The sequence below is a fragment of the Nocardioides plantarum genome, from assembly GCF_006346395.1.
In the GTDB taxonomy this organism is placed as follows: domain Bacteria; phylum Actinomycetota; class Actinomycetes; order Propionibacteriales; family Nocardioidaceae; genus Nocardioides; species Nocardioides plantarum.
In genome coordinates this window covers 1,321,249-1,345,455 of sequence record NZ_VDMS01000001.1, presented here as the reverse complement: position 1 = coordinate 1,345,455, position 24,207 = coordinate 1,321,249, and the positions used below count along the sequence as shown (strand labels likewise).

Genomic DNA, 24,207 nt, shown 5'->3' with positions numbered 1-24,207 from the left:
CTCCTCATCGGATTGTCGGGATTGGCAGGGAAGAACCTGCATCACCTGTTATAGATCGACTGATTCGCTCGTGTCAACAAATCCGTGCCGCTACGATCACCTGGTGACCGAACGCCACGACCCCGGCGTCTACGCCATCTCGGTGGCCGCCCGGATGGTCTCGATGGAGATCCAGAACCTCCGCGTCTACGAGCGCCGGGGGCTGGTCGACCCCGACCGCACGCCGGGCGGGTCTCGCCTCTACCGTCCGGCCGACATCGAGCGGCTGCACCGGATCCGTGACCTGCTCGAGCAGGGCCTCAACCTGGCCGGCATCGCCGAGGTGCTGCGCCTGGAGGCCGACAACGATCGGCTGCGCGAGCAGGTCCGTCGCCTGCGCAAGCGCGGGTGAGGTGCGAGGCTCAGCCGTCGGACGCGTCGTCGAGGGCGTCCTGCAGGACGTCGCGCAGCCCCTCGGGGGTGCGCCCGACCAGGTCGAGCGTCGTACGGCTGACCTCGCCGAGGTCGTCGCCGCCCAGCTCGCGCGAGGCCAGGCCGAGCCAGCGCCCGACGAGCTCGGCCTGCGCCGAGGCGTTGCGCTCGTAGGTCTCGAGGAACGCGGCGTCGTCGAGCGCGGCCATGTCGTCGACCGAGCGGCGCGCGAAGGTGAGCGCGTCGGCGAGGCTCTGCTCGCCGTCGGGCGGGTAGCCGATGAGCTCGACCGTCGCGGCGCGCAGCTGCTCGCTGACGGCGTCGGACTCGAACTCCGCCGGTGCCGGGCCCGACCGCTGCACGGCGACCACCACGATCGTCACCGCGATCGCGACCATGACGAGCAGGCCGACGACGCCGTACAGACGGTGGTGGCGGGTGTCGTCCATGGCGTGGTGAGGGTACGCCGGGCGACCGGTCGCCGGGTCAGGCGACCTGCAGCGACCGCTTCGACAGCCCCATCCAGAACCCGTCGATGACCTGCTCCCCGGGAGCGCTCGGGTCGGTGGCCGCACCCAGGGTCACGAACAACGGCGAGTAGTGCTCGACGGTCGGGTGGGCGTAGGGCATGCCCGGGGCCCGGTGGCGGAAGTCGGCGAGCGCGTCGACGTCGCCGCGGGCCATGGCGTCGGCGGCCCAGGCGTCGAAGTCGCTCGACCAGCCGGGAGCGGCGGCGTCGAGCCGGAAGTCCTCGAGGAACGGCAGGCCGTGGGTCAGGAAGCCGGATCCGATGATCAGCACGCCCTCGTCGCGCAGGCCGCGCAGTCGTGCCCCGATCGCCATCAACCGCACGGGATCGTGGGTCGGCAGCGACATCTGGACCACGGGTACGTCGCCCTCGGGGTACATGATCGTGAGCGGCACCCAGGCGCCGTGGTCGAGCCCGCGCGCGTGGTGCTGGTGGACCGGCTCGGTCGACGGCATCGTGGCGGCGATCCGCTCGGCCAGCCAGGAGGAGTCGGGGGTCTCGTAGGTCATCGAGTAGTACTTCGCCTCGAACCCGCCGAAGTCGTAGACGAGGGGGGCCCGGCTCGCGCTCAGCGAGATCGGTGCGGACTCCCAGTGGGCGCTGACGATGAGGATCGCCTTCGGGCGGGGCAGGTCTCGCGCCCACGCGGCCAGCTGACCCGACCACAGCGGGTCGTCGAGGAGGGGCGGGGCGCCGTGGCCGAGGTAGAGGGCGGGCATGCGGTCGATCACGAGGACAGAATAGTTGAATCCTGAACTTTATTCCGGAGAGTCAGTGCGCGGAGGCGTCGCCCTCGACGAACGCGGACCAGTCGATGGGCTCGGCGCCCCGCTCGGTGAGCAAGGCGTTGACCCGGCTGAACGGCTGGGACCCGAAGAACCCGCGTGAGGCCGACAGGGGCGACGGGTGCGCCGACTCGACCGACGGGGTGCTGCCGAGCATCGGCTTGAGGGACTGGGCGTCCCGGCCCCACAGGATCGCCGCGAACGGCGACCCTGCCTCGGCCCTCGCCACGAGCGCCTTGATCGCGCACTCGGTGACCTCCTCCCAGCCCTGCTTGCGGTGGGAGGCCGGTGTGCCGGGGCGGACCGTCAGCACGCGGTTGAGGAGCATCACGCCCTGGTCGGCCCAGCCGGTCAGGTCGCCGTGCTTGGGCGGGATCACGCCGACGTCGGCGCGCAGCTCGGTGTAGATGTTGACCAGGCTCCGCGGGAGCGGCCACACGTCACGCTCGACGGCGAAGCTGAGCCCGATCGGGTGTCCGGGCGTCGGGTACGGGTCCTGGCCGACCACGAGGACCTTCACCCCCGAGAGTGGCGCACGGAAGGCGCGGAAGACGGCGTCGCCCGCCGGCAGGTAGGGCCGGCCGGCGGCGATCTCCTCGCGGAGGAACGTGCCCAGCGCGGCCACCCGGTCGTCGACCGGCGCGAGGGCCTCGGCCCAGTCGGGGGACATCAGTCCACGGTCGACGAGTCCGGCCAGCGCGCTCATGGTCGCGACGCTACCCGGCGTCAGGCGTCCGGGAGCAGGGCCGTGACCAGGGCGTCGATCACGGCGTCGGTCGAGGTGCCGCGGTCGATCGAGGTGGTGATCCGGTCGAGCAGCAGGCCGTCGATCGCGTAGTGGAAGAGAACGACCTCGCGGGCGCCACCGGGAAGGCCGGCCGCGGTGTTGAACGCGACGTCGCCGGCGAACCCCTCGCGCAGCCAGGCGCCGATGACCTCCTCGACCTCCGGTCGCCGGGCGGCCTCCAGTCGGAGCTCGAAGAGCGCCAGGGTGACGTCGTGCTCGCGGGTCAGTCGGCGCACGATGTCGCGCAGGTAGTCGGCGTACAGCCGTCGGCTCGGCTTGCGTCGACCGAGTCGGGTCAGCACCTCGGGGTCGGGCGCGAGGCGCTCGCCGATGCGACCGACCAACGCCTGCAGCAGGGCGTCGCGGGTCCGGAAGTAGTTGGACGTGGTCCCGGCCGGCACGCCGGCATGCGCGTCGACCGCGCGGTGGGTCAGGCCCCGGGCGCCCTCGTCGGCGAGCACGGAGATGCCGGCGTCGGCGAGGGACTGGCGACGTTCGTCGTTGCGAACCACGGAGCCAGCCTAGCGATAACCACTACGCCTGTCGTACATTCAAACCAACCACTACATCTGTCGTGATTGGAGACGACCATGCGAGAGCTCACCTACTACGTCGCTGTCTCGCTCGACGGCCGGATCGCCGGCCCAGGCGACGACTTCTCGGCGTTTCCCGTCGAGGGCGACCACATCGACATGATCCTGCGTGACTGGCGTGACACCCTGCCTGCGCCGGGGCTCCAGGCCCTCGGCCTGGCCGCCGACCACACGCGGTTCGACGCCGTCGTCATGGGGTGGGGCACCTATGCCGCCGGCCTCCCGCACGGCGTCGTCGACCCCTACCCGCACCTCGACCAGGTGGTCGCGACCCGGGCGCACGCCGACCACGAGCTCCCCGACGGGGTGCGCGCGACCGCCGATCCCCTCGCCGAGGTGCGCCGGATGAAGGCGCAGGAGGGGGTCGGCATCTGGCTCTGCGGTGGGGGACTGCTGGCCGCGTCGCTCGCCGACGAGATCGACCGGCTCGTGCTCAAGGTCAACCCGGTCGTGCTGGGCAAGGGGCCGGCGCTGCTCGACGGCTCCTACGTCCCCCGGTTCTTCGAGCGGTCCGCAGTGACGGCGTACGACTCGGGGGTCGTGGTCGCCGAGTACGAGCGGTCGTGGTGAGGGTCGTCGGCGGAGGTCGGCCGGCGTGACCTGACGACCTGAACGTGTGTCATGTTTCGGTTCGATGCCCTACGCTGTCCCCGTCCGACGAGGGAGGGGCCAGATGGCGACGGTCGAGCAGGTGTCCGGTCCGGCCTCCGGTCCGGTGACGCGACGCGCTCCCGTGCAGGAGCGGAGCCGCCGCCGGGTGGAGGCGATCCTCGACGCCGCGGAGCGGCTGGTGGTCGAGCGTGGGGTCGAGGCGCTGACCACCCGCGAGATCGCGCTCGCGGCGGCGGTCCCGGTGGCCTCGCTCTACCAGTACTTCGCCGACAAGGAGGCCGTGCTGATCGCCCTCGCCGAGCGCGACATGGCCGAGATGGACGAGCAGGTCGCCGCCGACCTCGACGCGCTGGCCGCGACCGGCGAGCTCGGCGGCCTCACCGTGGCCTCGCTCGTCGAGACCGCGATGCGCGCGTTCGTCACGGTCTACGCGCGCCGCCGCGCCTTCGTCGAGATCTACCTCCGGGGGCGCGCCAACACCGCCGTGCAGGCCTTCGGTCGCGACCACAACCTCCGCCTCGCCCGGGCGATGCGCGAGCTCGCGGTCGAGTCCGGGCTCGTCCGCCCCGACCTCACCGAGCAGGTCGTCGTCCTGGCGGTCGAGGTCGGCGACCGCGTCTTCCAGCTGGCCTACGAGCACGACGCCCACGGCGACCAGGCGCTGGTGGCCGAGGGCATCGCGATGATCACCTCCTACCTCGAGAGGTTCACGCCGTGAGCGCCCGCGACGACGTCGCCGCCGCGGCCCGACGCCTGGCCGCCGAGGGGCTCCTCGTCGGCACCGCCGGCAACGTGAGCATGCGGGTGCGCGACCTCGTCGCGATCACCGCCACCGGCGTCGTGCTCGCCGACTGCCAGCCCCACGAGGTCGTCCTCGTCGACCACGACGGCACCCTCGTCGACGGTGGGCTCGTGCCGACGTCCGAGCTCGGCCTGCACCTGGGCGTCTACGCCGACCAGCCCGCCGTCGGTGCGGTCGTGCACACCCACGCGCCCTGGTCGACCGCCGTCGCCTGCGTGCTCGACGAGCTGCCGGTCCTGCACTACCAGCAGCTGCTCCTCGGCGGCGTGGTCCGCGTGGCGCCGTACGCCACCTTCGGGTCGGCCGAGCTCGCAGCCTCGGTGCGCACTGCGCTCGAGGGTCGGCAGGCCGCGCTGATGGGCAACCACGGCTCGGTCACCGTCGGCGCGAGCCTCGACAAGGCCGTCGAGCACGCCGTGCTGCTCGAGTGGCTCGCTGCCCTCCACCACCGCGCCTCGGCGCTCGGCACGCCCCGCGTGCTCACCGACGCCGAGCAGGAGGACGTCGTCCTCACCGCCCTGGCCCGCAACTACGGGATTGTCCAGCCCTCCGAGGAGAACACATGAAGGTCGCCTGCGTCGGCGTGCACGTGCTCGACACCCACGTCATCGGCATCGAGTCGATCCCGGAGGGCTCGGACGGCCAGCTCGTCGAGACCATCCGCCTGTCGGCCGCCGGTACGGCGGGTGGCACCGCGCTCGTCCTGGCCCGGCTCGGCGCCGAGGTGGCGTCGTACGGCGCCGTCGGGAGCGACCCGCTGGGCGACGTCCTCTTCGCGCTGCTCGGGCGCGAGGGCGTCGACGTCTCCGGCCTGGTCCGCAAGGACGACCAGCAGACCTCGGCGTCGGTGATCCCCGTGCGCGCCAACGGGGACCGGCCGGCGTGGCACTGCATCGGCGCCAACGGCGCCTTCACCCTCGACGACCTCGACCGGTCGGCGCTGGCCGGCTCGACCCACCTGCACCTCGGGGGCCCGGAGTTCCTGGGCGGTCCGGCGGCCGGCGAGCTGCTGGCGTGGGCGCGCGAGCAGGGCATGACCACCTCGGTCGACGTGCTCGCCCCGGGCGACCCCGACCTGCTGGCCTGGATCGCCGACGCGCTGCCCCACACCGACTTCCTGCTCCCCAACGACGAGCAGGTGCGCGGGTTCACCGGCGAGAGCGACCTCGCGGCCGGGGCGCGCGCGCTCGTCGCCGCGGGTGCCGGCTGCGTGGCGGTGACCCAGGGCGCGAAGGGCGCACTGGTCGTGACCGGCACCGAGCTCGACGATGTCGTCGAGGTGGCGGCCTACCCCCTCGGCGACGGCGAGCTCGTCGACACCACCGGCTGCGGTGACGCGTTCAGCGCCGGCTTCCTGCGCGGCCACGCCCTCGGCCTCGCGCCGGCCGACGCCGCGCGCCTGGGCTGTGCGACCGCCCACCAGGTCGCGCGCGGACTCGGCACCGACGCCGGTGACTACTCCCTGTCCTCGGTCCAGGCGCTGGTGGCGGGGTCCTAGGCGGGCCATCCCGTCGGCCGCTGGAGGCGGTCGAGGAACGACACCAGCACGGCCTCGCGCAACGCGGGGGAGGCCAGGTCGAGCAGCGCGTTGACCTCGGCCATCCGGGTCGGCAGGGCGAGCCCGCCGTCGTCGCCCGGGGTGTCACCGACGAGACCGGCCGCCGCGAGCAGCCCGTCGAAGTCGTCGTCGGTAAGGGTCGTCGGGTCGAGCGCCCCGACGTACGCCGCCACGCCGGCGTCGACCGCGACCGGGCCGGCGTCCTGCGCGGCCCGGGTCGCCTCGGCCAGCGCGGTCAGCAGGTCGGGCACGTGCGGGCGGGTCGCGGCGCTCACCGACAGGTGGATGGTCGCCGGGTGGGCGCCGTGGGACAGCTGCGGCTGGACGTACCAGCCGCGCGCCGCCATCTCGTCGCACACCGTGAACGGGTCGCACGAGTCGTCGGTGGCCAGCGCGATCAGCGTCGAGTCGGGCGGGGCCACGACGTGCAGCCCGGGAATGTCGGTGGTGCCGGCCACGATGGCGTCGACCGCCTCGAAGACCTCGCGCGTGAGGAGCTCATAGCCCGTGTCCCCGATCGACTGCACCGCGGCCCAGGCGCCGGCCAGGGGCCCGCCCGAGCGCGTCGACTGCATGGTCGAGTTGAGCATCGTGTAGCCCGGCCAGGCAGCGCTCGCGAAGAACTGCGGCCGCCTCAGGGCCGCGGTGCGGTGCAGCAGCACCGAGGTGCCCTTGGGGGCATAGGCGTACTTGTGCAGGTCGACCGAGATCGACGTGACGCCCTCGACGGCGAAGGTCCAGGGCGGGACCTCGCGGCCGACCCGGGCGGCGTACGGCAGCACCCAGCCACCGATGCACGCATCGACGTGGCACCGGATCCCGCGCTCGGCGGCCAGCGCGGCGAGGTCGGTGATGGGGTCGACCACCCCGTGCGCGTACGACGGTGCGCTGCCCACCACCAGGGCAACACGCTCACCGAGCTCGTCGAGGGCGCGCGCGGTCGCGTCGAGGTCGGCGCGGAAGTCGGCGCTGGTCGGCACCAGCACGGCCTCGACGCCGAAGTAGTGCGCGGCCTTGTGGAAAGCCGCGTGCGCGGTGTCGGGCAGCACCATCGCGGGTCGCACGTCGGGGTGCGTGGCGAGGTGGGCGTCGCGCGCGCCCTGCACGGCCAGGAGCACCGACTCGGTGCCGCCCGAGGTGACGCTCCCGACGACGGTGTCGGGCGCGTCGAGCAGGCGGGCCGCGGCGGCGACCAGGTCGTTCTCCATGGTGAGCAGGCTCGGGAACGCGGTCGGGTCGAGCCCGTTGGAGCCGGCGAAGGACGCGACGGCCCGGCGGGCGACCTCGTCGACCTCGGCGAGCCCGGAGTCGTAGACGTAGGCCAGGGTGCGGCCGCCGTGCACCGGCAGGTCGGCGGCCTGCAGCGCGCGCAGGCGGGCGGCGATGTCGTCGGTCATGCGGGCGCCTCCTGGGCGTCGTCGGTGTCGTCGGCGTGCAGGGAGTCGTCGAGCCGGTAGCGGGTCAGCCACCACAGGCTGACGGCGACGAGCACCGCCGGCAGCAGTGAGAACCCGAGGGTGATCGCGGTGAGTGCGCTGTCGGGCTGGGTGACCGCGTCGTCGGTGCCCGAGCGATAGGACCCGAGGGCCAGGACCAGGGCGAACACGCCGGGTCCGAGCGCGAGGCCGAGCGTCTCACCGGCGGTCCAGACCCCGGTGTAGACCCCGGCCCGGTTCTCGCCCGTACGCCGCGAGTCGGCCGCGGCGACGTCCGGCAGCATCGAGAGGGGGAAGACCTGGCAGCCGGCGTAGCCGATGCCGACCACGGCGACCGCGGCGAAGACGATCCCGCTCGGCGCCACGCGCGCGGTGGCGGCCAGCGCCGCACCGAGGCCGAGCAGGACCGAGGAGGCGAGGTAGGCCCGGCGCTTGCCGACCCGGGCACCGATCGCCGACCACAGCGGCGTCAGGAGGATCGCGGGGCCGACGAAGCAGACGAACAGGATGGTCGACGCGCCGTCGCTGCCGATGACGTCGCCGGCGAGGTAGTCGACGCCGGCGAGCATGCAGCCGGTCGCGAGCGCCTGCAGCACCCACGTCGTCAGCAGCAACCGGAAGTCGCGCGCGCCGGCGACCACCCGCAGCTGGTCGCGCAACGACCCGGCACCCGGCGCGACCGAGCCGACCGGGGCGTCGCGGGTGCCGCGGTAGGCCCCGACCACGCCGACGAGGATGACCACGGCCATCGCCGCGCCCATCAGCCGGTAGCCGTCCCGGCCGCCGACGGCGTCGCGGATCGCCGGCGCCGTGGCACCCGCCAGCAGGATCGTGAAGGCGAGGATCGCGACCCGCCACGTCATCAGCCTCGTGCGCTCGGCGTACCCCTGCGTCATCTCGGCGGGCATGGCCACGAACGGCACCTGGAAGAACGCGTACGCTGAGGCGCACGCCAGGAACAGCACCAGCACGTAGCCCGTCTCGAGGACCGTCGAGTCGAGGTCGGGCCCGGCGAACAGCAGCGCGAAGGTGATCGCCAGGGCGACCCCGGCGCGCAGCAGCCAGGGTCGCCGCGGCCCGCGCGGGTCGACGGTCCGGTCGCTGATGCGTCCGGCGACCGGGTTGAGCAGCACGTCCCACGCCTTCGGCAGCACCACGACGATGCCGGCCACGACGGCGGCGACCCCGAGGGTGTCGGTGAGGTAGGGCAGCAGCATCAGCCCCGGCACGGTGCCGAAGGCGCCGGTGGCCACCGATCCCAGTCCGTAGCCGACGCGCACGCGCCGGGAGAGAGTGTCGGTCTCGGGCACCCCGCGAGGCTAGTACGTCGAGCCGCCCCCGGACGGCGGTTTCGCCGTTCGTCGGGCGAGGTACGAGGAGCCCGGCTCCCACGTCGGTCGAGGTGCGAGGAGCCCCGGCGACGAGCCTCGAGACCACCGCAGCCGACGTACCGACTCGAGCTACACCCCGCAGTCGGGCGCGCTCCACGTGTTGCCGGCGCGGATGTCGACGTGCACGTGGTCGTCGTGGTCGGGGTAGCCCGGGCCGAAGATGCCGCCGAAGCCGTTGTAGCGGGCGTTGTCGGCGAGCGTGCAGAACGGGACGCCGATCAGGTCGAGGGCGTTGCCGTAGGTGTGCTGACCGCTGCCGCTGCCGCCGACCTCCACGTCACAGGCCTGCGAGCGGAAGCCGGAGGAGACGGTGAGCGGGACGTTGCCGATGCGCTGGCGCAGGGCCTCGGCGCGCCACATCACGCGCTTGAGGTTCTCCTTGACCGTCTCCTCCGGCACCGAACCACCCGAGAAGCCGGTGCCCCCGCAGTCGGGAACCACCTCGTCGTACGAGAAGTGGAGGGGTGTGCAGTCGGGGTCCTGGAGCTCGTAGATCTGGGCGTACGTCGCCGGGCCGGCCACGCCGTCGGCCTCGAGGCCGTACGCCGCCTGGAACCCCTGGACCGCGGCCACGGTCTGCGGTCCGAAGCTGCCGTCGATGGCCATGTTGACGCCGTACCCGGCCCAGCCGGCGACCCGGATCTGCAGCTCGGCGACGTCGGCGCCGCTCGCGCCGGACGACAGGGATCGTCCCCACGAGTAGCACTCGTCGGCGTGGGCCGGGGTCGTGGTCGTGGCGGTGATGGCCACGAGGCTGGTCATCGTCACGACGAGCGAGACGAGGACGGCGCGCAGTCGGGTCATGCCTCCACCCTCGTCCCCCCGCCGCGCAGCGGAAACCGGGATAACCCTCGGTGACCCGTCCGCAACGGGCGACGGGTCAGCGAGGAATGTGCGGTGACCCGTCCGCAACGGGCGACGGGTTAGCGAGGAATGTGCGGTGACCCGTCCGCAACGGGCGACGGGTCAGCGCGAGAGGGAGCGGGACGCCGCGGAGCCGTGGCGGCGGCGGCCGGTCCCGATCGGGGTCGGCGGCTCGTCGTCGGACGGGTCAGCCGGGTCGGCCGCGGGCTCGGGTCCGACGTCGGACCACTGGGACACCCAGTCGTCGAGCACGGCCCAGGTCGTCGTCCGCGCGGCGCGGCCGGTCAGCATCCCCAGGTGCCCGCCGGGGACGATCTCGAACTGCACCTCGGCCGAGCCGGTGAGCAGCGGGACCACGGCCTTGACCGAGTCGACCGGTGCGATGCCGTCGGTGGCGCCCGCGAAGACCAGGACGGGTGCGGTGATGTCGGCGAAGGAGACCGTGTGGCCCCGGGCGTCCTCGTCACCGGTCACCTCACCCAGGTCGAAGGTGCCCTCGACGAGCGCGTTGCCCCGGACGAACCGGTGGTAGAGCTGGCCGAAGGCGCGGCCGGGGTAGGCGGTCATCCCGGCGGTGAACCGGTCGACGGCCTCGAGCTGGGCGAGGTAGTCGGTGTCGTCGTAGTGGGTCGCCCTGGCCACCGGCTTGGTGACGAGCCGCTGGAACGACGACCGCTCGAGGGCCCACCGGATCGGCGGGGGAGCCCCGCCCAGGACCCGGTAGGCCCGGGCGACCGGGCCAGGTCCGTCGGACACGTCGAGGAGCGGGCGCAGGGGCGCGACCAGGGGCACCTGGGCGACGTCGACCGGCGCGCCGACGACGCTCAGCGACGCGATCGGCAGGTCCGGGTCGGCGGCGGCCGCGAGCAGAGAGAAGATCCCGCCGAGGCTCCAGCCGACCACGTGCACCGGTCGGCCACCGGCGTGGGCGGACGTCTCGCGGATCGCCGTCGGGACGACCTCCTTGACCCAGTGCGCCATGCCGAGGTGGCGGTCACGGAACGACACCTGGCCGTACTCGACCAGGTACGTCGGCCGCCCGGCGTCCACGAAGTGCTCGACCAGGGAGCACCCGCGCCGCAGGTCGTAGCAGGTCGCCGGGGCCGCCAGCGGCGTCACGAGGAGCACCGGGTCGCCCTGCTCCTGCGCCGAGGCCGACGGTCGGTAGTGGTAGACCTCGCGCTGCATCCCCTCGTCGATCAGCGTGCGCGGCATCGGCCGCAGGTCGGCGAGCCCGCCGTGCACCACCTGGTGCGCGAGGTTTCCCGCGGCCGAGATCACCTGGTCGGGCTTGGGGATGAGGTCCACGCTCGCAAAGTACCTCGGCCCGGGCGCCCCGCGGCACGCCCGAGGGGGTCGGTGGGCACCCCACGCCGGTCGACCTGGCGCCGGTCGAGGTGCGAGGCGCGCTGGAGCCGAGCCTCGAGACCCCCGTAGCGGCCTGCGGTCTGCTGCAGCGCGCACCAACGGCGAGCCGTCGCCTGCTCCGCCGCCCGACCCTCCCGTGATCCCAGAGGTCTCACAGGTCCCACTGGCGTTCGGGGGTCGACGAACCTCCCAGTTCTACGACGAAGCTTCGTCGTAGAAGCACCAGGTCCGGCGGCCATGGGGTGTCCGCGCTGGACGAGGGCGCGGCGCAGCCCGCCCTTGTCTGCGCCCGCGAGCATTCCGGGAGAGGCTCGCGGTCAAGGATCGCGAAGCGACCGCGCAGCGGCGGAGCGAAGCGACGTCCTTGACGGCGAGACCCGGAATGCTAGGCGCGCGGACACCCCGACCCAGAAAGTGTCGCGCCGGGGAGAGCCCCGATCCGGCAAGACCTGGATCGAGTCGGGTGCCTCGCCTGCGGGGGTCTCGAGGCTCAGGCCTGGCGGCCTTCGCACCTCGACCGACGTGGGGTCGCTCGACGGACGTGGGGACCCGTACGTCGACCGGCGTGCCTAGGAACGCTTGGCGGGACGCACGGTCTTGGCGTGCGAGCTGTGGGAGACGGCGGCGAGCTCGGTCATGAAGGAGTCGGCCCAGGCGGCGACGTCGTGCTTCTGGATGGTCTTGCGCATCGCCTTCATGCGGCGGGTGAGGTCCTTGTCGTCGGACCGGTAGGCCTCGAGGAGGGCGGACTTCATGCCGTTGAGGTCGTAGGGGTTGACCAGCCAGGCCTGGCGGAGCTCGTCGGCGGCGCCGGCGAACTCGGAGAGCACCAGGGCGCCGTCGTTCTCGGTGCGGGTGGCGACGTACTCCTTGGCGACCAGGTTCATGCCGTCGCGATAGGGCGTGACGACCATGATGTCGGCGGCGGAGTAGAGGGCGGCCATCTCCTCGCGCGGGTAGGACGTGTGGAGGTAGCTGATGGCGGGGCGGCCGATCCGGCCCAGGTCGCCGTTGATGCGACCCACGAGGCGGTCGATGTCGTCGCGCAGGATGCGGTACTGCTCGACCTGCTCGCGCGAGGGCACCGCCACCTGCACGAAGACGGCGTCCTCGACGTCGAAGTGGCCGTCCTCGATGAGCTCGGCGAAGGCACGGAGCCGGGCGTAGATGCCCTTGGTGTAGTCGAGCCGGTCGATGCCGAGGAAGATCTTGCGCGGGTTGCCGAGGGCCTTGCGGATCTCGGCGGAGCGCTCGACGACCGACTCGGTGCGCGCGAGCTTCTCGTAGCCGGCCGCGTCGATGGAGATCGGGAACGCGCCGGCGCGCACGGTGCGACCGTCGGGCAGGTAGACCAGGTCGCGGTGGGTCTTGTGGCCGACGCGCTGACGCACCAGCCGCACGAAGTTGGCCGCGCCGCCGGGCAGCTGGAAGCCGACCAGGTCGGCACCGAGCAGTCCCTCGAGGATCTGGCGGCGCCACGGCAGCTGCTGGAACAGCTCGGCCGGCGGGAAGGGGATGTGCAGGTAGAAGCCGATGCGCAGGTCGGGCCGCAGGTCGCGCAGCATCTGGGGCACCAGCTGCAGCTGGTAGTCGTGCACCCACACCGTCGCGCCCTCGGAGGCCAGCGAGGCGGCCTTGGCCGCGAACTTCTGGTTGACCTTGACGTAGGAGTCCCACCACACCCGGTGGAACTCCGGCTTGGCGACCAGGTCGTGGTAGATCGGCCAGATCGTGGCGTTGCTGAAGCCCTCGTAGAACAGCTCGACCTCGTCCTGCTCGAGCCCGATCGGCACCAGCTGCATGCCGTCGGCCTCGAACGGCTCGAGATCGTCCTCGCCACTGCCGTCGCCGCCGGGCCAGCCGATCCAGGTGCCGTCGTTGGCGCGCATCACCGGCTCGATCGCGCTGACCAGGCCGCCGGGTGAACGACGCCACCCGGGGGTGCCGTCGGGCTGGGTCACCCGGTCGACCGGTAGCCGGTTGGCGACGATCACGAGGTCAGCGGGCACGTCGGCAACCCTAGGGGGACCGGCCGGGCCCGGCCTACGACGGTAGGGGTGGGGTGCACCACCGGCGATGGTGGTGCCTGCACCCTCGTGCGGGCCCGCCGTCGCGCAGGACGCTCGAGGCATGGACCAGACGCTCACGATGACCCGGACCCCGGCGACGGGGCTCGTACGCCGCCTCGGCCAGGACACGACGTACGTCGCCGCGGGGTTCGCCCTCGGGGTCGTCGGCCTCGCGGTGGTGGTCACCGGCGTCTCGGCCGGTCTCGGCCTGGTGGTCGTGTGGATCGGGCTCGCCGTCCTCGCCGGCACCCTGCTGCTGGCTCGGGGGCTCGCCCACCTCGAGCGGCACCGGCTGGTACGGCGCGGTCGCGACGTCCCCCCGGCGTCGTACGTCGAGGCCCCGGCCGGGGCCGGGGCGCTGCGCCGCCTGCTGACCCCGCTGCGCGACCCGCAGTCGTGGCTCGACGCCCTGTGGGCGCTGGTCTCGTTCGTCACCGGCACCGTGGCGTTCTCGGTGCTCGTGACCTGGTGGGTGACGGCGCTCGGCGGACTGACCTACTGGTGGTGGCAGCAGTGGCTGCCCGACCAGGACCGCACCCTGGTCGAGGTCCTCGGCCTGGGGGAGGGGCGCCGTGACGAGAGCCTCCTGCAGCTCGGGTTCGGGGTGGTGGCCCTGCTGACCCTCCCGCTCGTGGCCCGCGGGTGCGCGGCACTGCACGCCGGCGTGGCCGACGCGCTGCTGTGCACCCGCGCCCGGGTCACCCGTAGGTGACGCCCACCGAGGCGAGCACCGCCTCCATCTGGCGCATCAGCGTCAGGGTCTGGGCGTGCGGCACGAGGGGGCTCTCGCGCAGCCCGGCCCGCAGGCAGCGGCCGACCTCGGCCACCTCGTTGCCGTAGCCCACGCCGATCACCGGCTCCACGCCCTCGATCTCCCCGGCCGCAGCGAGGGTGTCGTCGCCCCCGTCCGCGTACGGCGTCCACGTGGCCCGCGTGGGGTGGTGGAAGTCGGCGAGGTCGATGCGACCGCGGTTGGTCGCGATCGTCGCCGCGCGCGACGACTGCGAGGTCATCGACGCGGTCATCGTCGCCAGCGCGCCACCGGGGTAGTGGCCGGCCACGGCGATGTCGAGGTCGATGCCGCTCTCGGAGAGCACGGCCGTGGCCGCGAGCGACTCGGCCTCGCCCAGCACGAGGTGGGCGAACGTCAGCGGGTAGATGCCCATGTCGAGCAGCGCCCCCGCGCCCAGCGCCGGGTCGAGCAGCCGGTCGTCCGGGTCGGCGTCGACGACGAAGCCCAGCTCGGCGTGCAGCTGCCGCGGGGCGCCGTACCGCCCGGACCGGAGGCCCTCGGCGAGCGCGCGCACGACCGGGTGGCACGCCGTCCACATCGCCTCCATGAGGAAGCGGTCGTGCCGACGGGCCAGGGCCACCATCTCCTCGGCGTCCGCGACGCTGGTCGCCAGCGGCTTCTCGCACAGCACGTGCTTGCCGGCCTCGAACGCCGCGCGTGCGTGCTCGAGGTGCAGCGCGTGCGGGCTCGCGACGTAGACGACCTCGACCGCGGGGTCGGCGAGCAGCTCCTCGTAGGAGCCGTGCGCGCGGGTCGCCGCTCCGCCGTACGTCGCCGCGAACGCCTCCGCCGAGGCGAGGGTGCGTGACCCGACGGCGACCAGCTCGGCCCCGGGGACCAGCGCCAGGTCGGTGCTCAGCTTGCGCGCGATCTTGCCGGTGGCCAGCACGCCCCACCCGATGGTCCTGGCGTCCGTCTCGTCGTCGTGGTCCATGACCCGAGCCTAGGGAACCGAGATCGCCCCGGCGTGTCGCAGGACCCGAATGACATCTGTGTGATTAGCCGTCTAGAGTGTGCCTCGACCACCCGACCGCGCACGACCCCTGCGGGAGATCAGCGATGGAAGCCCAGCGACACGAAGCACCCGACGGCCCCGAGGTCGCCGCGTCCCTGAGCGACCGCGACCGCGAGATCCTCGAGTTCGAGCGCCAGTGGTGGAAGTACGCCGGTGCCAAGGAGACCGCGGTCCGCGAGAAGTTCGACATGAGCTCGACGCGCTACTACCAGGTCCTCAACGCGCTGATCGACCGGCCCGAGGCCCTCGAGGGCGACCCGCTCCTGGTCCGCCGCCTGCGTCGCCTCCGCTCCGAGCGGCAGCGTCAGCGCTCGGCTCGCCGCCTCGGCTTCGAGGTCTGAGCCCCATGGCGAGCCCGACCGGCCCCGGACGACCGCGCGCGCAGCGCAGCGTCGTCTTCCCCTCCCCGGTCGTCGTGCTCAGCATCGTCGCCGTGGCGATGGCCGTGATCGCCTTCGTAGCGACCCGCGGCGACCAGCCGACCGAGCGCGAGCGCGTCCTTCCGGCCGGCAACGAGTCCTCCGCGGCCTCGAGCCCCGCGGCGACGCCGAAGGCGACCCCGAGCGCCACCGCGAAGCCCAAGCCGAAGCCCAAGCCGATCCAGCGCGACGACTACTACGTCGAGGTCTACAACAACTCCGGCATCACCGGCCTGGCCGGCACCGTCGGCGAGAAGGCCACCGCGGCCGGTTGGAAGGTCGTCGGCACCGACAACTGGTACGGCTCGGTGCCCACCAACACCGTCTACTACCCGCCGAAGATGTCCCGGGTCGCCAAGCAGCTGGCCCGCGACCTCGGCATCGACCGCACCGCCGCCGCCGACGGTGCGATGAAGCTCGACCGCCTGACCGTCATCCTCACCGGTCAGCTCTAGTACCGCGCCAGCCTCGCCCGGGGCGCCGGCGCCGGCCAGCGGGCTTGTTACTGACCGTTCGGACTTCTGGCATGCGCTTCAACGCGCTGCCCAGAAGTCCGAACGGTCAGTAACATCGCGCGGCGCCCGCAACTCCAGTCTCCCCAGCCCGGCCGGGCGGCCGGGCGCCTGTGCCGCGTGGCACATGTGTCTCAGTCGCCATGCAGCAGTCGCACCCGTGCCACGTGCCCATGGTTGGGTGGCCTCGTGGAGTTCACGACCGCCCGGGGGGAGCAGCGGTACGCCGCCCTGGTCCGGGCCGCGGCCGAGACAGTCGTCGGGCTCGACTTCGACGGCACCCTGTCGCCGATCGTCGACGACCCCGCCCAGGCACACATCCACCCCGATGCCGGACGGGTGCTGACCGACCTCGCCGCGCAGGTGCGCGCGGTGGCGGTCATCACCGGCCGTCCGGCCCGTCAGGCCCTCGACCTCGGGGGTCTCGAGGAGGTCGGCAACGCCATCGGCGAGACCGGCAAGGACCTCTACCTGTTCGGCCAGTACGGCAACGAGCGCTGGAGCTCCACCCACCGCCGCGTGATCGGGCCCCGTCCGCCGGCCGGCCTGGCGACCTTCGAGCGCGAGCTGCCCCGTGCGCTGCGCCGGGTCGGCGCCGGTGACGCCTGGATCGAGGACAAGGGCCTGGCGGTCGCCGTCCACACCCGACGGCTGCCCGACGCCGAGGCGGCGTTCGACCGGCTGCTGCCGGCGCTGCGCGAGCTGGCGGCCGCCCACGACCTGCACGTCGAGCCCGGCAAGGCCGTGATCGAGGTGCGCTCGCCAGGGGTCCACAAGGGTCAGGCCGTGCGCACGCTCGCCGAGGAGCTCGACGCGGGCGGGTTCCTGTTCGCCGGTGACGACCTGGGCGACCTCGAGGCCTTCGACGCCGTCCGCGAGCTCGGTGAGGCCGGACTCTCCACGCTGCTCGTGTGCTCGTCCTCGGAGGAGGAGAGCGCGCTGATCGACCTCGCGGACGTCGTGGTCAAGGGACCCGACGGCGTCCTGGAGCTGCTCGAGCAGCTCGCCGACGACGCCGCCTCGATCCGGGCCTGACCGTCGCCCTTGACCCTCTCCCCGGGAGAGGCGGGAGCGTCGTCCCCATGACGACCACACCCGCTGACCTGGTCCAGACCTACTTCGCCGCCGCCGTCGACCCCGACCGGGAGTCGTACGTCGCCCTCTTCGCCCCGCAGGCCGTCGTCGAGGACGACGGGCGGTCCTTCGCGGGCCGCGACGCCGTCCGCGCGTGGCGGGCCGACGTGCCCGAGGTGTCCTACACCCCGGGCGAGGTCGTCGCCGACGGCGCCGGCTGGTCGGTCCGGACGACGGTGTCCGGCGACTTCCCGGGAAGCCCGGTCGACCTCGCGTTCTGGTTCCGCTTCGACGACGCCGACCTGGTGGAGGAGCTGCGGATCCGGCCATGATGACCACCGTGGACGGGGGGATGACGATCGGGGAGTTCTCCCGCGTCACCCACCTCAGCATCCGTCGGCTCCGGCGCTACCACGACGGCGGCCTGCTGGTCCCCGCCCTGGTCGACCCCGACAACGGCTACCGCTGGTACACCCTCGACCAGGTGCCCACCGCCCAGGCCGTACGCCGGTTCCGCGACCTCGGGCTGCCGACCGCGGATCTGCGTGAGCTCCTCGCCGCCGAGGGGGAGCGGCGCGACGACATCGTCCTGGCCCACCTCGACCGGCTGGAGGCCCAGCTCGACGACACGCGCTCGGCGATCGCCTCGCTGCGTGCGCTGCTCGGCCCCCAGCGCCGCACCGAGGTCACGGTGACGACCCTTCCGGGACGGTCCGTGCTCGCCGTCCGTGCGGTCGTGGCCCAGGACGACGTCCTCGACTGGTACGCCGCCGCGCGGGCCGAGATCGACGCGCTCGTCGCCGTCGGCGACCGGACCGGACCCGCCGGCGGCCAGTACGCGCACGAGCTCTTCACCGACGGGCGCGGGGCGGTGCTGGTCCACCAGCCGTGCTCGTCCGGGGAGCCCGCCGGCCGGGTCGAGCGGCTGCAGCTGCCCGGACGGGACGTCGCCGTCACGACCCACCACGGACCGCACGACGACATCGACCTGACCTACGCGCTGCTGGGCTCCTGGGTCGTGCGCAGCGGCGCCGGGGCCGAGGGACCCGTCGAGGAGCTGTACGACGCGGGGCCGGTCGACACCCCGGACCCCGCCGCCTGGCGCACGCGGCTCGCGTGGCCGGTCAGGCCCTGAGCGAGTCGAGCAGCGCCCGTCCCTCGGGCCAGTCGCCCAGCCCGCTGGCCCCGTTGAGGTGCGCCGCGGGCCGGCGTACGACGGCACCGACGCCGCCACCGTGGCCGCCCTGGTCGCGGGCGGGGCCGGCCTGGCCGCCGTCCCGCTCGACGCGACGGTCGGCGACGGGACGGTCGTGGTGGCGCTCGGCCCGCCCCGGCTGACGCACCGGGTCGAGCTCTGGCACCACGCGGACGACCGCCCGGTCGTGCTCCGCGTCCAGGCCGGGATCGGTCCAGATGGCGGGACGCGATGACGCATGCTGAGACGCGACGTCGTACAGTCGGAGACAGCTCATCAAGAGGGACTGAGGGAACGGCCCAGTGAAGTCCCGGCAACCGCCGCGAACCTCCGCCTCCGGACAACTCCGGAACGGATCGCGGAAACGGTGCTAATTCCGCCCGGGTGCGACGGTCGCCCCGGGGAAGATGAGAAGGAGGACGCATGAGCACCGTCACGCAGGACGCCATCCCCAGCGACACCGACACCGACAACGCCACCGGCGCCGAGCTGCACGCGGAGCCCGCGAAGCACACGCCTCGCGAGGGCGCCTTCGGCAACGCCACGCACCTCCAGTGTCGTGAGTGCCAGCACCAGGTCACGCTCGGCCCGTTCTACGCCTGTCCGGAGTGTTTCGGCCCGCTCGAGGTGGCCTACGCCTTCCCGGCGGTGACCCGCGAGGAGATCGAGGCCGGCCCGCGCAACATCTGGCGCTACAAGGCGCTGCTGCCGGTGCCCGACGACATCGAGACCAGCCGCAACACCGAGCCGGGCTTCACCCGTCTGCTCCGGGCCCACAACCTCGGCGCCGAGCTCGGCATCGACCACCTGTGGGTCAAGGACGACTCGACCAACCCCACCAACTCCTTCAAGGACCGCGTCGTCGCCTGCGCCCTGAGCGCCGCGATCGAGCTCGACGCCAAGGTCTTCGCCTGCCCCTCGACCGGCAACCTCGCCAACGCGGTGGCCGCGGCCGGCGCCCGCGCCGGCATCAAGACGGTGGTGTTCATCCCGAGCAACCTCGAGCACCCCAAGCAGGTCAACTCCGCGATCTTCACCGACTCGCTGGTCGCCGTGAACGGCAACTACGACGACGTCAACAAGCTCGCCTCCGAGATCGCCGGCGAGGAGGAGGGATGGGCGTTCGTCAACGTCAACGTCCGCCCCTACTACGCCGAGGGCTCCAAGACGCTGGGCTACGAGATCGCCGAGCAGCTCGGCTGGCGACTGCCCGACCAGATCGTCATCCCGGTCGCCTCCGGCTCCCAGCTGACCAAGGTGCACAAGTCCTTCCAGGAGCTGATCAAGCTCGGCCTGGTCGAGGACAAGCCCTACAAGGTCTTCGGCGCCCAGGCCTCCGGCTGCTCGCCGGTCTCGGTCGCCTACAAGGCCGGCACCGACGCCATCCGCCCGGTCAAGCCCGACACCATCGCCAAGAGCCTGGCCATCGGCAACCCGGCCGACGGCATCTACGTGCTCGACATCTGCCGCGAGACCGGCGGCGCCGTCGAGGACATCACCGACGACGAGGTCCGTGACGGCATCGTCCTGCTGGCCCGTACCGAGGGCATCTTCACCGAGACCGCCGGCGGCACCACGGTCGGTGTGCTCAAGAAGCTCGTCGAGAGCGGCCAGCTCGACACCTCGCTCGAGACGGTGGTCATCAACACCGGCCACGGGCTGAAGACCCTCGACTCCGTGTCCGACCGGGTCTCGGCCGCCGCGACCATCGAGCCGTCGTACGCCGCCTTCCAGGCCACCGGCCTGGGCGCCTGACGGTCTCGACAGGCTCGACCACCGACCACAGAAGGAACCACCGTGAGCGTCTCCGTCCGCGTCCCGACCATCCTGCGCACCTACACCGACGGGCAGTCGGAGGTCAGTGCCGACGGCACGACCCTCGCCGAGGTGCTCGACAGCCTCGAGGCGTCGTACGCCGGCATCCGCGCGCGGATCCTCGACGACGACGGCAAGCTGCGGCGGTTCGTCAACGTCTACGTCGGCAACGACGACGTGCGGTTCCTCGACGACCTGGCAACGCCGACGCCGGACGGCACCCAGGTCTCGGTCATCCCGGCGGTCGCCGGCGGCTAGTCGCGCCCGCCCGCTGGTCGGCGGGCCGGTCGGGCACCTGCTTGGCGACGATGATGACGTTGCTCTCGTAGACGCGGCCGTTGTAGTCGGTGCAGGTCACCAGGATCAGTCGGGCGCCGTCGGGCGCCCGGTCCTTCTGCCCGAACAGGGTGCGGGCCCGCTCGGCCACGGTCGCGTAGTCGACGACCAGCCGGTCGGTCACCTGGTAGCGCCGGGTCCCGGTGCCGGTGCTGAGCAGGATCCCGCCCTTGCGCAGCTTGACCAGGTCGTCGAGCGCGCCCTTGCCGTGGCTGAGCGTGTGGCCGGTGATGACGACCCGGCCGGTCCGCGCGCCGGGCAGCGCGCTGCCGTTCCACCAGCCCACCGTGTCGGCGTCCTCGGGCGGCTCGAGCACCGCGTCGGAGCCCAGCTTGATCGGCACCACCTCGGCCGAGATGCCGAGGGAGGGGACCCGCAGGCGCACGGGCTGGCTCGGGGTGGCCCGGGGAGCGGCCTGCGGGCCGTCGGACTTCGGGGCGACGACGCCCCACCCGACGCCGGCCACCGACACGATGAGCAGGGCCGTGGTGAGTGCGGACAGAGCGGCGTCGAAGGACGAGGGGCGCGGGGTGTCGGCAGCCATCGGAGACCTCACTGGATCGGTGTGGGAGACCGCGGGGTCGTCCCCTCACCCCCGGGGAGCACGGGGACCGCTGCAGTGTCCCACGTCACCACGCCCCCGGGCGGTGTCGATCAGCAGGCGGTGCCGCGGTCGACCGACAGCACCGCGCCGTTGACCGAGGCCGCCGCGTCGGAGGCCAGGTAGGCCACCGCGTCGGCGATGTCGCGCGGCGGCATGAAGCCCCACCGGGCGCCCGAGGTCTCCATCAGCAGGTCCCAGTCGATCGCGGCACCGGCGGCCCCGGAGTGCTCCGCGGCGGCCCGGGTCGGCAGGTCGGTCTGGACGCCGCCGGGGCAGATCGTGTTGACCCGGATGCCGTCGGTCGCCAGCTCGAGGGCCAGCGACTTCATCAGCGCGATCACGCCGGCCTTCGAGGCGCAGTACGCCGCCTGGAAGGGCTGGGCGCGCAGCCCGGCGATCGAGGCGATGGTGACGATGTTGCCGCGGCTGGCGCGCAGGTGGGGGAGTGCGGCGTGGCTCATCAGCATCGGCCCGGTGAGGTTGACGCCGAGGTGGAGCTGCCACGTCGCGACGTCGAGGTCCTCGAAGCGGCGGAAGCGGTCGACGCCCGCCACGTTGACCAGCACGTCGAGCCCGCCGAGGGTCTCCACGGCCGCGCCGACGGCGTGGGCGACCGAGTCGGCGTCGCTGACGTCGCAGCCGAGCACGCCCTCGCCGGCGACCAGGTCGAGCCCCACGACGGTCGCGCCCTCGGCCTCCAGCAGCTCGACCGTCGACCCACCGATGCCGCCGGACGCACCGGTGACCAGGACCCGCTTGTGCTCGAAACGTCGTGTCATGGGCGGCATCCTCCCAGGCCTGCGCCTCGCCAGCCCGCGGTCGAGGCTTCGATCTCGGTCTGGGTGTCATCCGGTCGAGGCGCCGGCCGGGTCAGCGGTGCGTCAGCCACCGAACCGAGCGTCAGATCGACCGCAAACGGTGGCTCACCCACCGCTCAACCAGGCCGCCGGGCCAGCGGTGCGTCAGCCACCGAACCGACCCGGCTCGGGCACCAGATCGGTGGCTCACTCACCGCCCGAGCCGAACGCCGCCATACCTCGACCGGCGAGACGTCGCTCGAGACCACAGGGCGCTGCGCAGGTCTCGACGGACGCCCTACGCGGCCGGGTCGGCCCGGCCGGGGCCGACCGGCTCGGCGACGACGATGGAGTTGCCCTCGTAGAAGCGGCCGTTGAACTCGGTGCACGTCACCAGCACCAGCGGAGCCCCCTCGGGCGCCTTCGTGGTCTGCCCGAAGATCTCCTGGGCGCGCTTGGCGACGTCCTTGTAGGTGACGTAGAGGTTGTCGGTGACGCGGTAGCGGTGGGTTCCGGTGCGGTCGGCGAGCGTGACGGTCGCGCCCCGCTTGATCCGGGGGAGGCGGTCGAGGGCACCGTCGCCGCGCTGGACGGTGTGTCCGGTGATCACCGTGCGTCCCCGGGTGGCGCCCACCTTGGCGCTGCCGGTCCAGTAGCCGACCAGGTCGGGGTCCGACGGCGGCTCGAGGACCGCGTCGGTCCCGAGGTCGATGTCGACGACCGGGGCGTCGATGGCGAGCGAGCGGACGATGAGCCTGGTCGGCGGCGCCGGCGTGGCCCGAGAGGTGGGCGGCGCGGTCGGGGTCGGCGTCGGGGTGCTCGATTGCTCCGCCGCCGAGCCGGACCCGGGTCCCTGCGTCGACGGGTCGGACTCGCGACCGCCGAGCACCACAGCGGCGACGATCACGACCGCGACCAGCACGGGCACCAGGACCAGGAGTGCGCGCTGACGCCACCGGCGGCCGGAGCTCGCGCCCCGGCCACCGGTGATGTCGAGTGGGTTGCTCAACCCCGCAGCGTGCGACGGAAGCTGACGACGCCGCCGGCCGTGGCCAGCAGGGCGACCAGGACGATGGCCCCGGTGGCCAGCAGGCCGTTGATCGAGCCGTCGGCGGTGGCGCGCGGCGCGGCGTCCTCACCAGCGGGGATCGACGTCGGCACGGCGGGGGTGGGGACGTCGGACGGCGTGGTGCTCGGTGAGTCGGTCGGCGCGGCGACCGCGACCCGTGCGCTGGGACCGCAGGTGGTGCGGCCGATCTCGATGTCGAGCAGGTCGACGAACTGTGCCGCGGCGGGCAGCAGGCGCAGGTCGAGGGCGGTGACCTCGATGCTGTCGTCGGTGGGGCGGACCTGCTTGTTGAGGGTGACGTCGAGGAGGTTGTCCTCGATCGGCGCGAGCTGGTCGGACAGGGCGGTGAGGATGTTGTCGTTGAGCGCGTCCTCGAGCTGCTGCAGGATCGGGGTGACCGGGTCGAGCGCGCCGTCGAGCGCGGTCGAGAGCTGCACCTGCAGGCCGTCGACGACCGCGTCGACGAACTGGTCGGTGTCGGTGACGACCTTGGTGTTGGGCGCCGGGTTGACCGGGAGGGCCAGGAGCGTGACGTCGGTGCCTGCGACCTCGACCGAGAGGTCGGCGTCGGTGAGCTGGCTGTCGCCGTAGGCGCTGCCGACGACCGCCGAGCACTGGCTCTGGACGGCGCCGAGGTCGAGGGACACGTCGAGGTCGCCGAGTGCGGTCAGGCCCTGCTCGAGCCCGTCGGACAGGGCCGGGAGCACCGCGTTGAGCAGCGGGGCGAGGGCGGTCTGGAGCTGGGTGTCGAGACCGGCGAGCAGGTCGGACTGGACGATCTGGAGGCCGCTGAGGTCGACGCTGCCAGCGTTGATCGTGGCGTTGTCGTCGGGGCTGAGGCAGAAGCCCTCGCCCGCCTCGACGAGGGAGGCGCCGTCGCCCGCGAGACCGGCACAGGCGGCCGAGCGTCCGGCGCCGTCGACGACGGAGGTGGACGCGTCCTGCGCGAGGGTGCCGGCCTGGATGGCCGACTGCCCGCCGAGCGCGGTGATGCGCGGGCTGTTGGCGCCGCTGGCCTTCTCCGACGTCCCGTCGTTGGTCACGCGGTAGGTGCCCGAGTCGGTCGGCGTGCTGGCGACCGTGAGGACCAGGCCGGTGGCGGTCGCCTGGGCGACCGGCTCGGCGGCCATGCCGGGCGACGCTGCGAGCAGCGTCAGCGCTCCGGCACCGACCAGGGCGAGCGACTTGTGGAGCGGGGAGGACAGGGGGAAATGAACCAGTCGCATGGGGAGCAGCCTTCGCGAGAGGGGAGGGGGAGCATGCACCATATGACAGAAATCACCGGACGAAGGTAAAAGTTACTGGCCAGTCACCCGTCCGGGTGACGGGGCCCATGGGTCCTCCGTTCACCCGCAGGACGCCCAGAGGGCGCC

At 72.9% G+C, this 24,207-nt stretch carries 28 protein-coding genes and 1 riboswitch; of the genes, 13 read left to right on the top strand and 15 right to left on the bottom strand.

From position 1 onward, the window contains the following. The first annotated feature begins 103 nt into the window (after window positions 1-103). Window positions 104-391 carry a MerR family transcriptional regulator gene (locus FJQ56_RS06305; protein WP_140008290.1) on the top strand — a complete coding sequence of 96 codons (288 nt, stop codon included), beginning with the start codon at window positions 104-106 and terminating at the stop codon, window positions 389-391. Window positions 392-401: 10 nt separating this feature from the next. Here the strand turns inward: FJQ56_RS06305 and FJQ56_RS06300 are convergent, their stop codons facing one another. From FJQ56_RS06300 to FJQ56_RS06285, 4 genes are read right to left on the bottom strand one after another with little or no spacing between them, the layout of a single operon-like run. Then, window positions 402-860 carry a hypothetical protein gene (locus FJQ56_RS06300; RefSeq protein WP_140008289.1) on the bottom strand — a complete coding sequence of 153 codons (459 nt, stop codon included), beginning with the start codon at window positions 858-860 and terminating at the stop codon, window positions 402-404. A gap of 37 nt (window positions 861-897) precedes the next feature. Continuing rightward, complete coding sequence (locus tag FJQ56_RS06295) at window positions 898-1,671, bottom strand: dioxygenase family protein (protein WP_246084010.1); 774 nt, start codon at window positions 1,669-1,671, stop codon at window positions 898-900. A gap of 40 nt (window positions 1,672-1,711) precedes the next feature. Further along, window positions 1,712-2,431, bottom strand: a complete 720-nt coding sequence (locus FJQ56_RS06290) for a uracil-DNA glycosylase (RefSeq protein ID WP_140008288.1) — start codon at window positions 2,429-2,431, stop codon at window positions 1,712-1,714. Between the two features lie 20 nt (window positions 2,432-2,451). After that, the gene (locus FJQ56_RS06285; RefSeq protein ID WP_140008287.1) at window positions 2,452-3,024 is read right to left on the bottom strand and encodes a TetR/AcrR family transcriptional regulator; all 573 of its coding nucleotides are present in this window, start codon (window positions 3,022-3,024) and stop codon (window positions 2,452-2,454) included. Between the two features lie 78 nt (window positions 3,025-3,102). Here FJQ56_RS06285 and FJQ56_RS06280 point away from each other — a divergent pair, with 78 nt between their 5' ends. The 4 genes from FJQ56_RS06280 to FJQ56_RS06265 all read left to right on the top strand — a co-directional run bounded on the left by FJQ56_RS06280 (window position 3,103) and on the right by FJQ56_RS06265 (window position 6,017). Next, a complete protein-coding gene (locus FJQ56_RS06280; protein ID WP_140008286.1) occupies window positions 3,103-3,675 on the top strand; it encodes a dihydrofolate reductase family protein in 573 nt (190 codons plus the stop codon). A gap of 103 nt (window positions 3,676-3,778) precedes the next feature. Further along, window positions 3,779-4,435: a TetR/AcrR family transcriptional regulator gene (locus FJQ56_RS06275; RefSeq protein ID WP_170215283.1), complete on the top strand. Its 657-nt coding sequence runs from the start codon at window positions 3,779-3,781 to the stop codon at window positions 4,433-4,435. Beyond that, window positions 4,432-5,085, top strand: coding sequence for a class II aldolase/adducin family protein (locus FJQ56_RS06270; protein WP_140008284.1), 654 nt, complete (start codon window positions 4,432-4,434; stop codon window positions 5,083-5,085). The genes FJQ56_RS06275 and FJQ56_RS06270 overlap by 4 nt, the downstream gene beginning before the upstream one ends. Next, window positions 5,082-6,017, top strand: coding sequence for a carbohydrate kinase family protein (locus FJQ56_RS06265; protein WP_140008283.1), 936 nt, complete (start codon window positions 5,082-5,084; stop codon window positions 6,015-6,017). The genes FJQ56_RS06270 and FJQ56_RS06265 overlap by 4 nt, the downstream gene beginning before the upstream one ends. On the opposite strand, the gene FJQ56_RS06260 is transcribed toward FJQ56_RS06265, so the two are convergent. The 5 genes from FJQ56_RS06260 to FJQ56_RS06240 all read right to left on the bottom strand — a co-directional run bounded on the left by FJQ56_RS06260 (window position 6,014) and on the right by FJQ56_RS06240 (window position 13,145). Beyond that, a complete protein-coding gene (locus FJQ56_RS06260) occupies window positions 6,014-7,474 on the bottom strand; it encodes an aminotransferase class V-fold PLP-dependent enzyme (RefSeq protein ID WP_140008282.1) in 1,461 nt (486 codons plus the stop codon). The genes FJQ56_RS06265 and FJQ56_RS06260 overlap by 4 nt on opposite strands. Continuing rightward, window positions 7,471-8,823 (bottom strand): MFS transporter, encoded by a 1,353-nt coding sequence (locus tag FJQ56_RS06255; RefSeq protein ID WP_140008281.1) that lies wholly within the window; start codon window positions 8,821-8,823, stop codon window positions 7,471-7,473. Before FJQ56_RS06255 ends, FJQ56_RS06260 begins: the two co-directional genes overlap by 4 nt. 150 nt (window positions 8,824-8,973) lie before the next feature. Next, complete coding sequence (locus FJQ56_RS06250; protein WP_140008280.1) at window positions 8,974-9,708, bottom strand: D-Ala-D-Ala carboxypeptidase family metallohydrolase; 735 nt, start codon at window positions 9,706-9,708, stop codon at window positions 8,974-8,976. A gap of 162 nt (window positions 9,709-9,870) precedes the next feature. Then, window positions 9,871-11,076 (bottom strand): alpha/beta fold hydrolase, encoded by a 1,206-nt coding sequence (locus FJQ56_RS06245; protein WP_211350764.1) that lies wholly within the window; start codon window positions 11,074-11,076, stop codon window positions 9,871-9,873. 629 nt (window positions 11,077-11,705) lie between these two features. Further along, entirely contained in the window at window positions 11,706-13,145 is a 1,440-nt protein-coding gene (locus FJQ56_RS06240) for an alpha,alpha-trehalose-phosphate synthase (UDP-forming) (protein WP_246084009.1), read from the bottom strand. Window positions 13,146-13,266: 121 nt separating this feature from the next. On the opposite strand from FJQ56_RS06240, the gene FJQ56_RS06235 reads away from it, so the two are divergent. Continuing rightward, on the top strand, window positions 13,267-13,917 hold the full coding sequence (locus FJQ56_RS06235) for a sensor domain-containing protein (protein ID WP_170215282.1): 651 nt from the start codon (window positions 13,267-13,269) through the stop codon (window positions 13,915-13,917). On the opposite strand, the gene FJQ56_RS06230 is transcribed toward FJQ56_RS06235, so the two are convergent. Continuing rightward, window positions 13,904-14,932 carry a Gfo/Idh/MocA family protein gene (locus FJQ56_RS06230; RefSeq protein ID WP_140008277.1) on the bottom strand — a complete coding sequence of 343 codons (1,029 nt, stop codon included), beginning with the start codon at window positions 14,930-14,932 and terminating at the stop codon, window positions 13,904-13,906. The two genes, FJQ56_RS06235 and FJQ56_RS06230, sit on opposite strands and share 14 nt — an antisense overlap. Window positions 14,933-15,057: 125 nt before the next feature. Between FJQ56_RS06230 and FJQ56_RS06225 the strand changes: the two genes are divergently transcribed. The 5 genes from FJQ56_RS06225 to FJQ56_RS06205 all read left to right on the top strand — a co-directional run bounded on the left by FJQ56_RS06225 (window position 15,058) and on the right by FJQ56_RS06205 (window position 18,153). Further along, complete coding sequence (locus FJQ56_RS06225; protein ID WP_140008276.1) at window positions 15,058-15,354, top strand: DUF3263 domain-containing protein; 297 nt, start codon at window positions 15,058-15,060, stop codon at window positions 15,352-15,354. A 5-nt stretch (window positions 15,355-15,359) separates the two neighbouring features. Continuing rightward, window positions 15,360-15,887, top strand: a complete 528-nt coding sequence (locus FJQ56_RS06220) for a LytR C-terminal domain-containing protein (RefSeq protein ID WP_140008275.1) — start codon at window positions 15,360-15,362, stop codon at window positions 15,885-15,887. Window positions 15,888-16,133: 246 nt separating this feature from the next. Beyond that, a complete protein-coding gene (gene otsB, locus FJQ56_RS06215) occupies window positions 16,134-16,979 on the top strand; it encodes a trehalose-phosphatase (RefSeq protein WP_140008274.1) in 846 nt (281 codons plus the stop codon). 47 nt (window positions 16,980-17,026) lie between these two features. After that, window positions 17,027-17,350, top strand: coding sequence for a nuclear transport factor 2 family protein (locus FJQ56_RS06210; protein ID WP_140008273.1), 324 nt, complete (start codon window positions 17,027-17,029; stop codon window positions 17,348-17,350). Continuing rightward, window positions 17,347-18,153: a MerR family transcriptional regulator gene (locus FJQ56_RS06205; RefSeq protein ID WP_140008272.1), complete on the top strand. Its 807-nt coding sequence runs from the start codon at window positions 17,347-17,349 to the stop codon at window positions 18,151-18,153. The genes FJQ56_RS06210 and FJQ56_RS06205 overlap by 4 nt, the downstream gene beginning before the upstream one ends. Here FJQ56_RS06205 and FJQ56_RS06200 read toward each other — a convergent pair. After that, entirely contained in the window at window positions 18,143-18,490 is a 348-nt protein-coding gene (locus tag FJQ56_RS06200) for a hypothetical protein (RefSeq protein WP_140008271.1), read from the bottom strand. The two genes, FJQ56_RS06205 and FJQ56_RS06200, sit on opposite strands and share 11 nt — an antisense overlap. Further along, a riboswitch (SAM riboswitch) is annotated at window positions 18,484-18,627 on the top strand. It overlaps the preceding gene by 7 nt. 9 nt (window positions 18,628-18,636) lie before the next feature. On the opposite strand from FJQ56_RS06200, the gene thrC reads away from it, so the two are divergent. Together thrC and FJQ56_RS06190 are read left to right on the top strand one after the other, a co-directional pair. Further along, the gene (thrC, locus tag FJQ56_RS06195) at window positions 18,637-19,968 is read left to right on the top strand and encodes a threonine synthase (protein ID WP_140008270.1); all 1,332 of its coding nucleotides are present in this window, start codon (window positions 18,637-18,639) and stop codon (window positions 19,966-19,968) included. A 42-nt stretch (window positions 19,969-20,010) separates the two neighbouring features. Continuing rightward, a complete protein-coding gene (locus FJQ56_RS06190; protein WP_140008269.1) occupies window positions 20,011-20,286 on the top strand; it encodes a MoaD/ThiS family protein in 276 nt (91 codons plus the stop codon). On the opposite strand, the gene FJQ56_RS06185 is transcribed toward FJQ56_RS06190, so the two are convergent. From FJQ56_RS06185 to FJQ56_RS06170, 4 genes are all read right to left on the bottom strand, one after another. After that, window positions 20,261-20,908, bottom strand: coding sequence for a class F sortase (locus tag FJQ56_RS06185; RefSeq protein WP_140008268.1), 648 nt, complete (start codon window positions 20,906-20,908; stop codon window positions 20,261-20,263). The two genes, FJQ56_RS06190 and FJQ56_RS06185, sit on opposite strands and share 26 nt — an antisense overlap. 110 nt (window positions 20,909-21,018) lie before the next feature. Continuing rightward, window positions 21,019-21,747, bottom strand: a complete 729-nt coding sequence (locus FJQ56_RS06180) for an SDR family NAD(P)-dependent oxidoreductase (protein WP_170215281.1) — start codon at window positions 21,745-21,747, stop codon at window positions 21,019-21,021. A 316-nt stretch (window positions 21,748-22,063) separates the two neighbouring features. Further along, entirely contained in the window at window positions 22,064-22,774 is a 711-nt protein-coding gene (locus FJQ56_RS06175) for a class F sortase (protein WP_140008266.1), read from the bottom strand. Continuing rightward, window positions 22,771-24,060 carry a hypothetical protein gene (locus tag FJQ56_RS06170; protein ID WP_140008265.1) on the bottom strand — a complete coding sequence of 430 codons (1,290 nt, stop codon included), beginning with the start codon at window positions 24,058-24,060 and terminating at the stop codon, window positions 22,771-22,773. Before FJQ56_RS06170 ends, FJQ56_RS06175 begins: the two co-directional genes overlap by 4 nt. Between the last annotated feature and the right edge of the window lie 147 nt (window positions 24,061-24,207).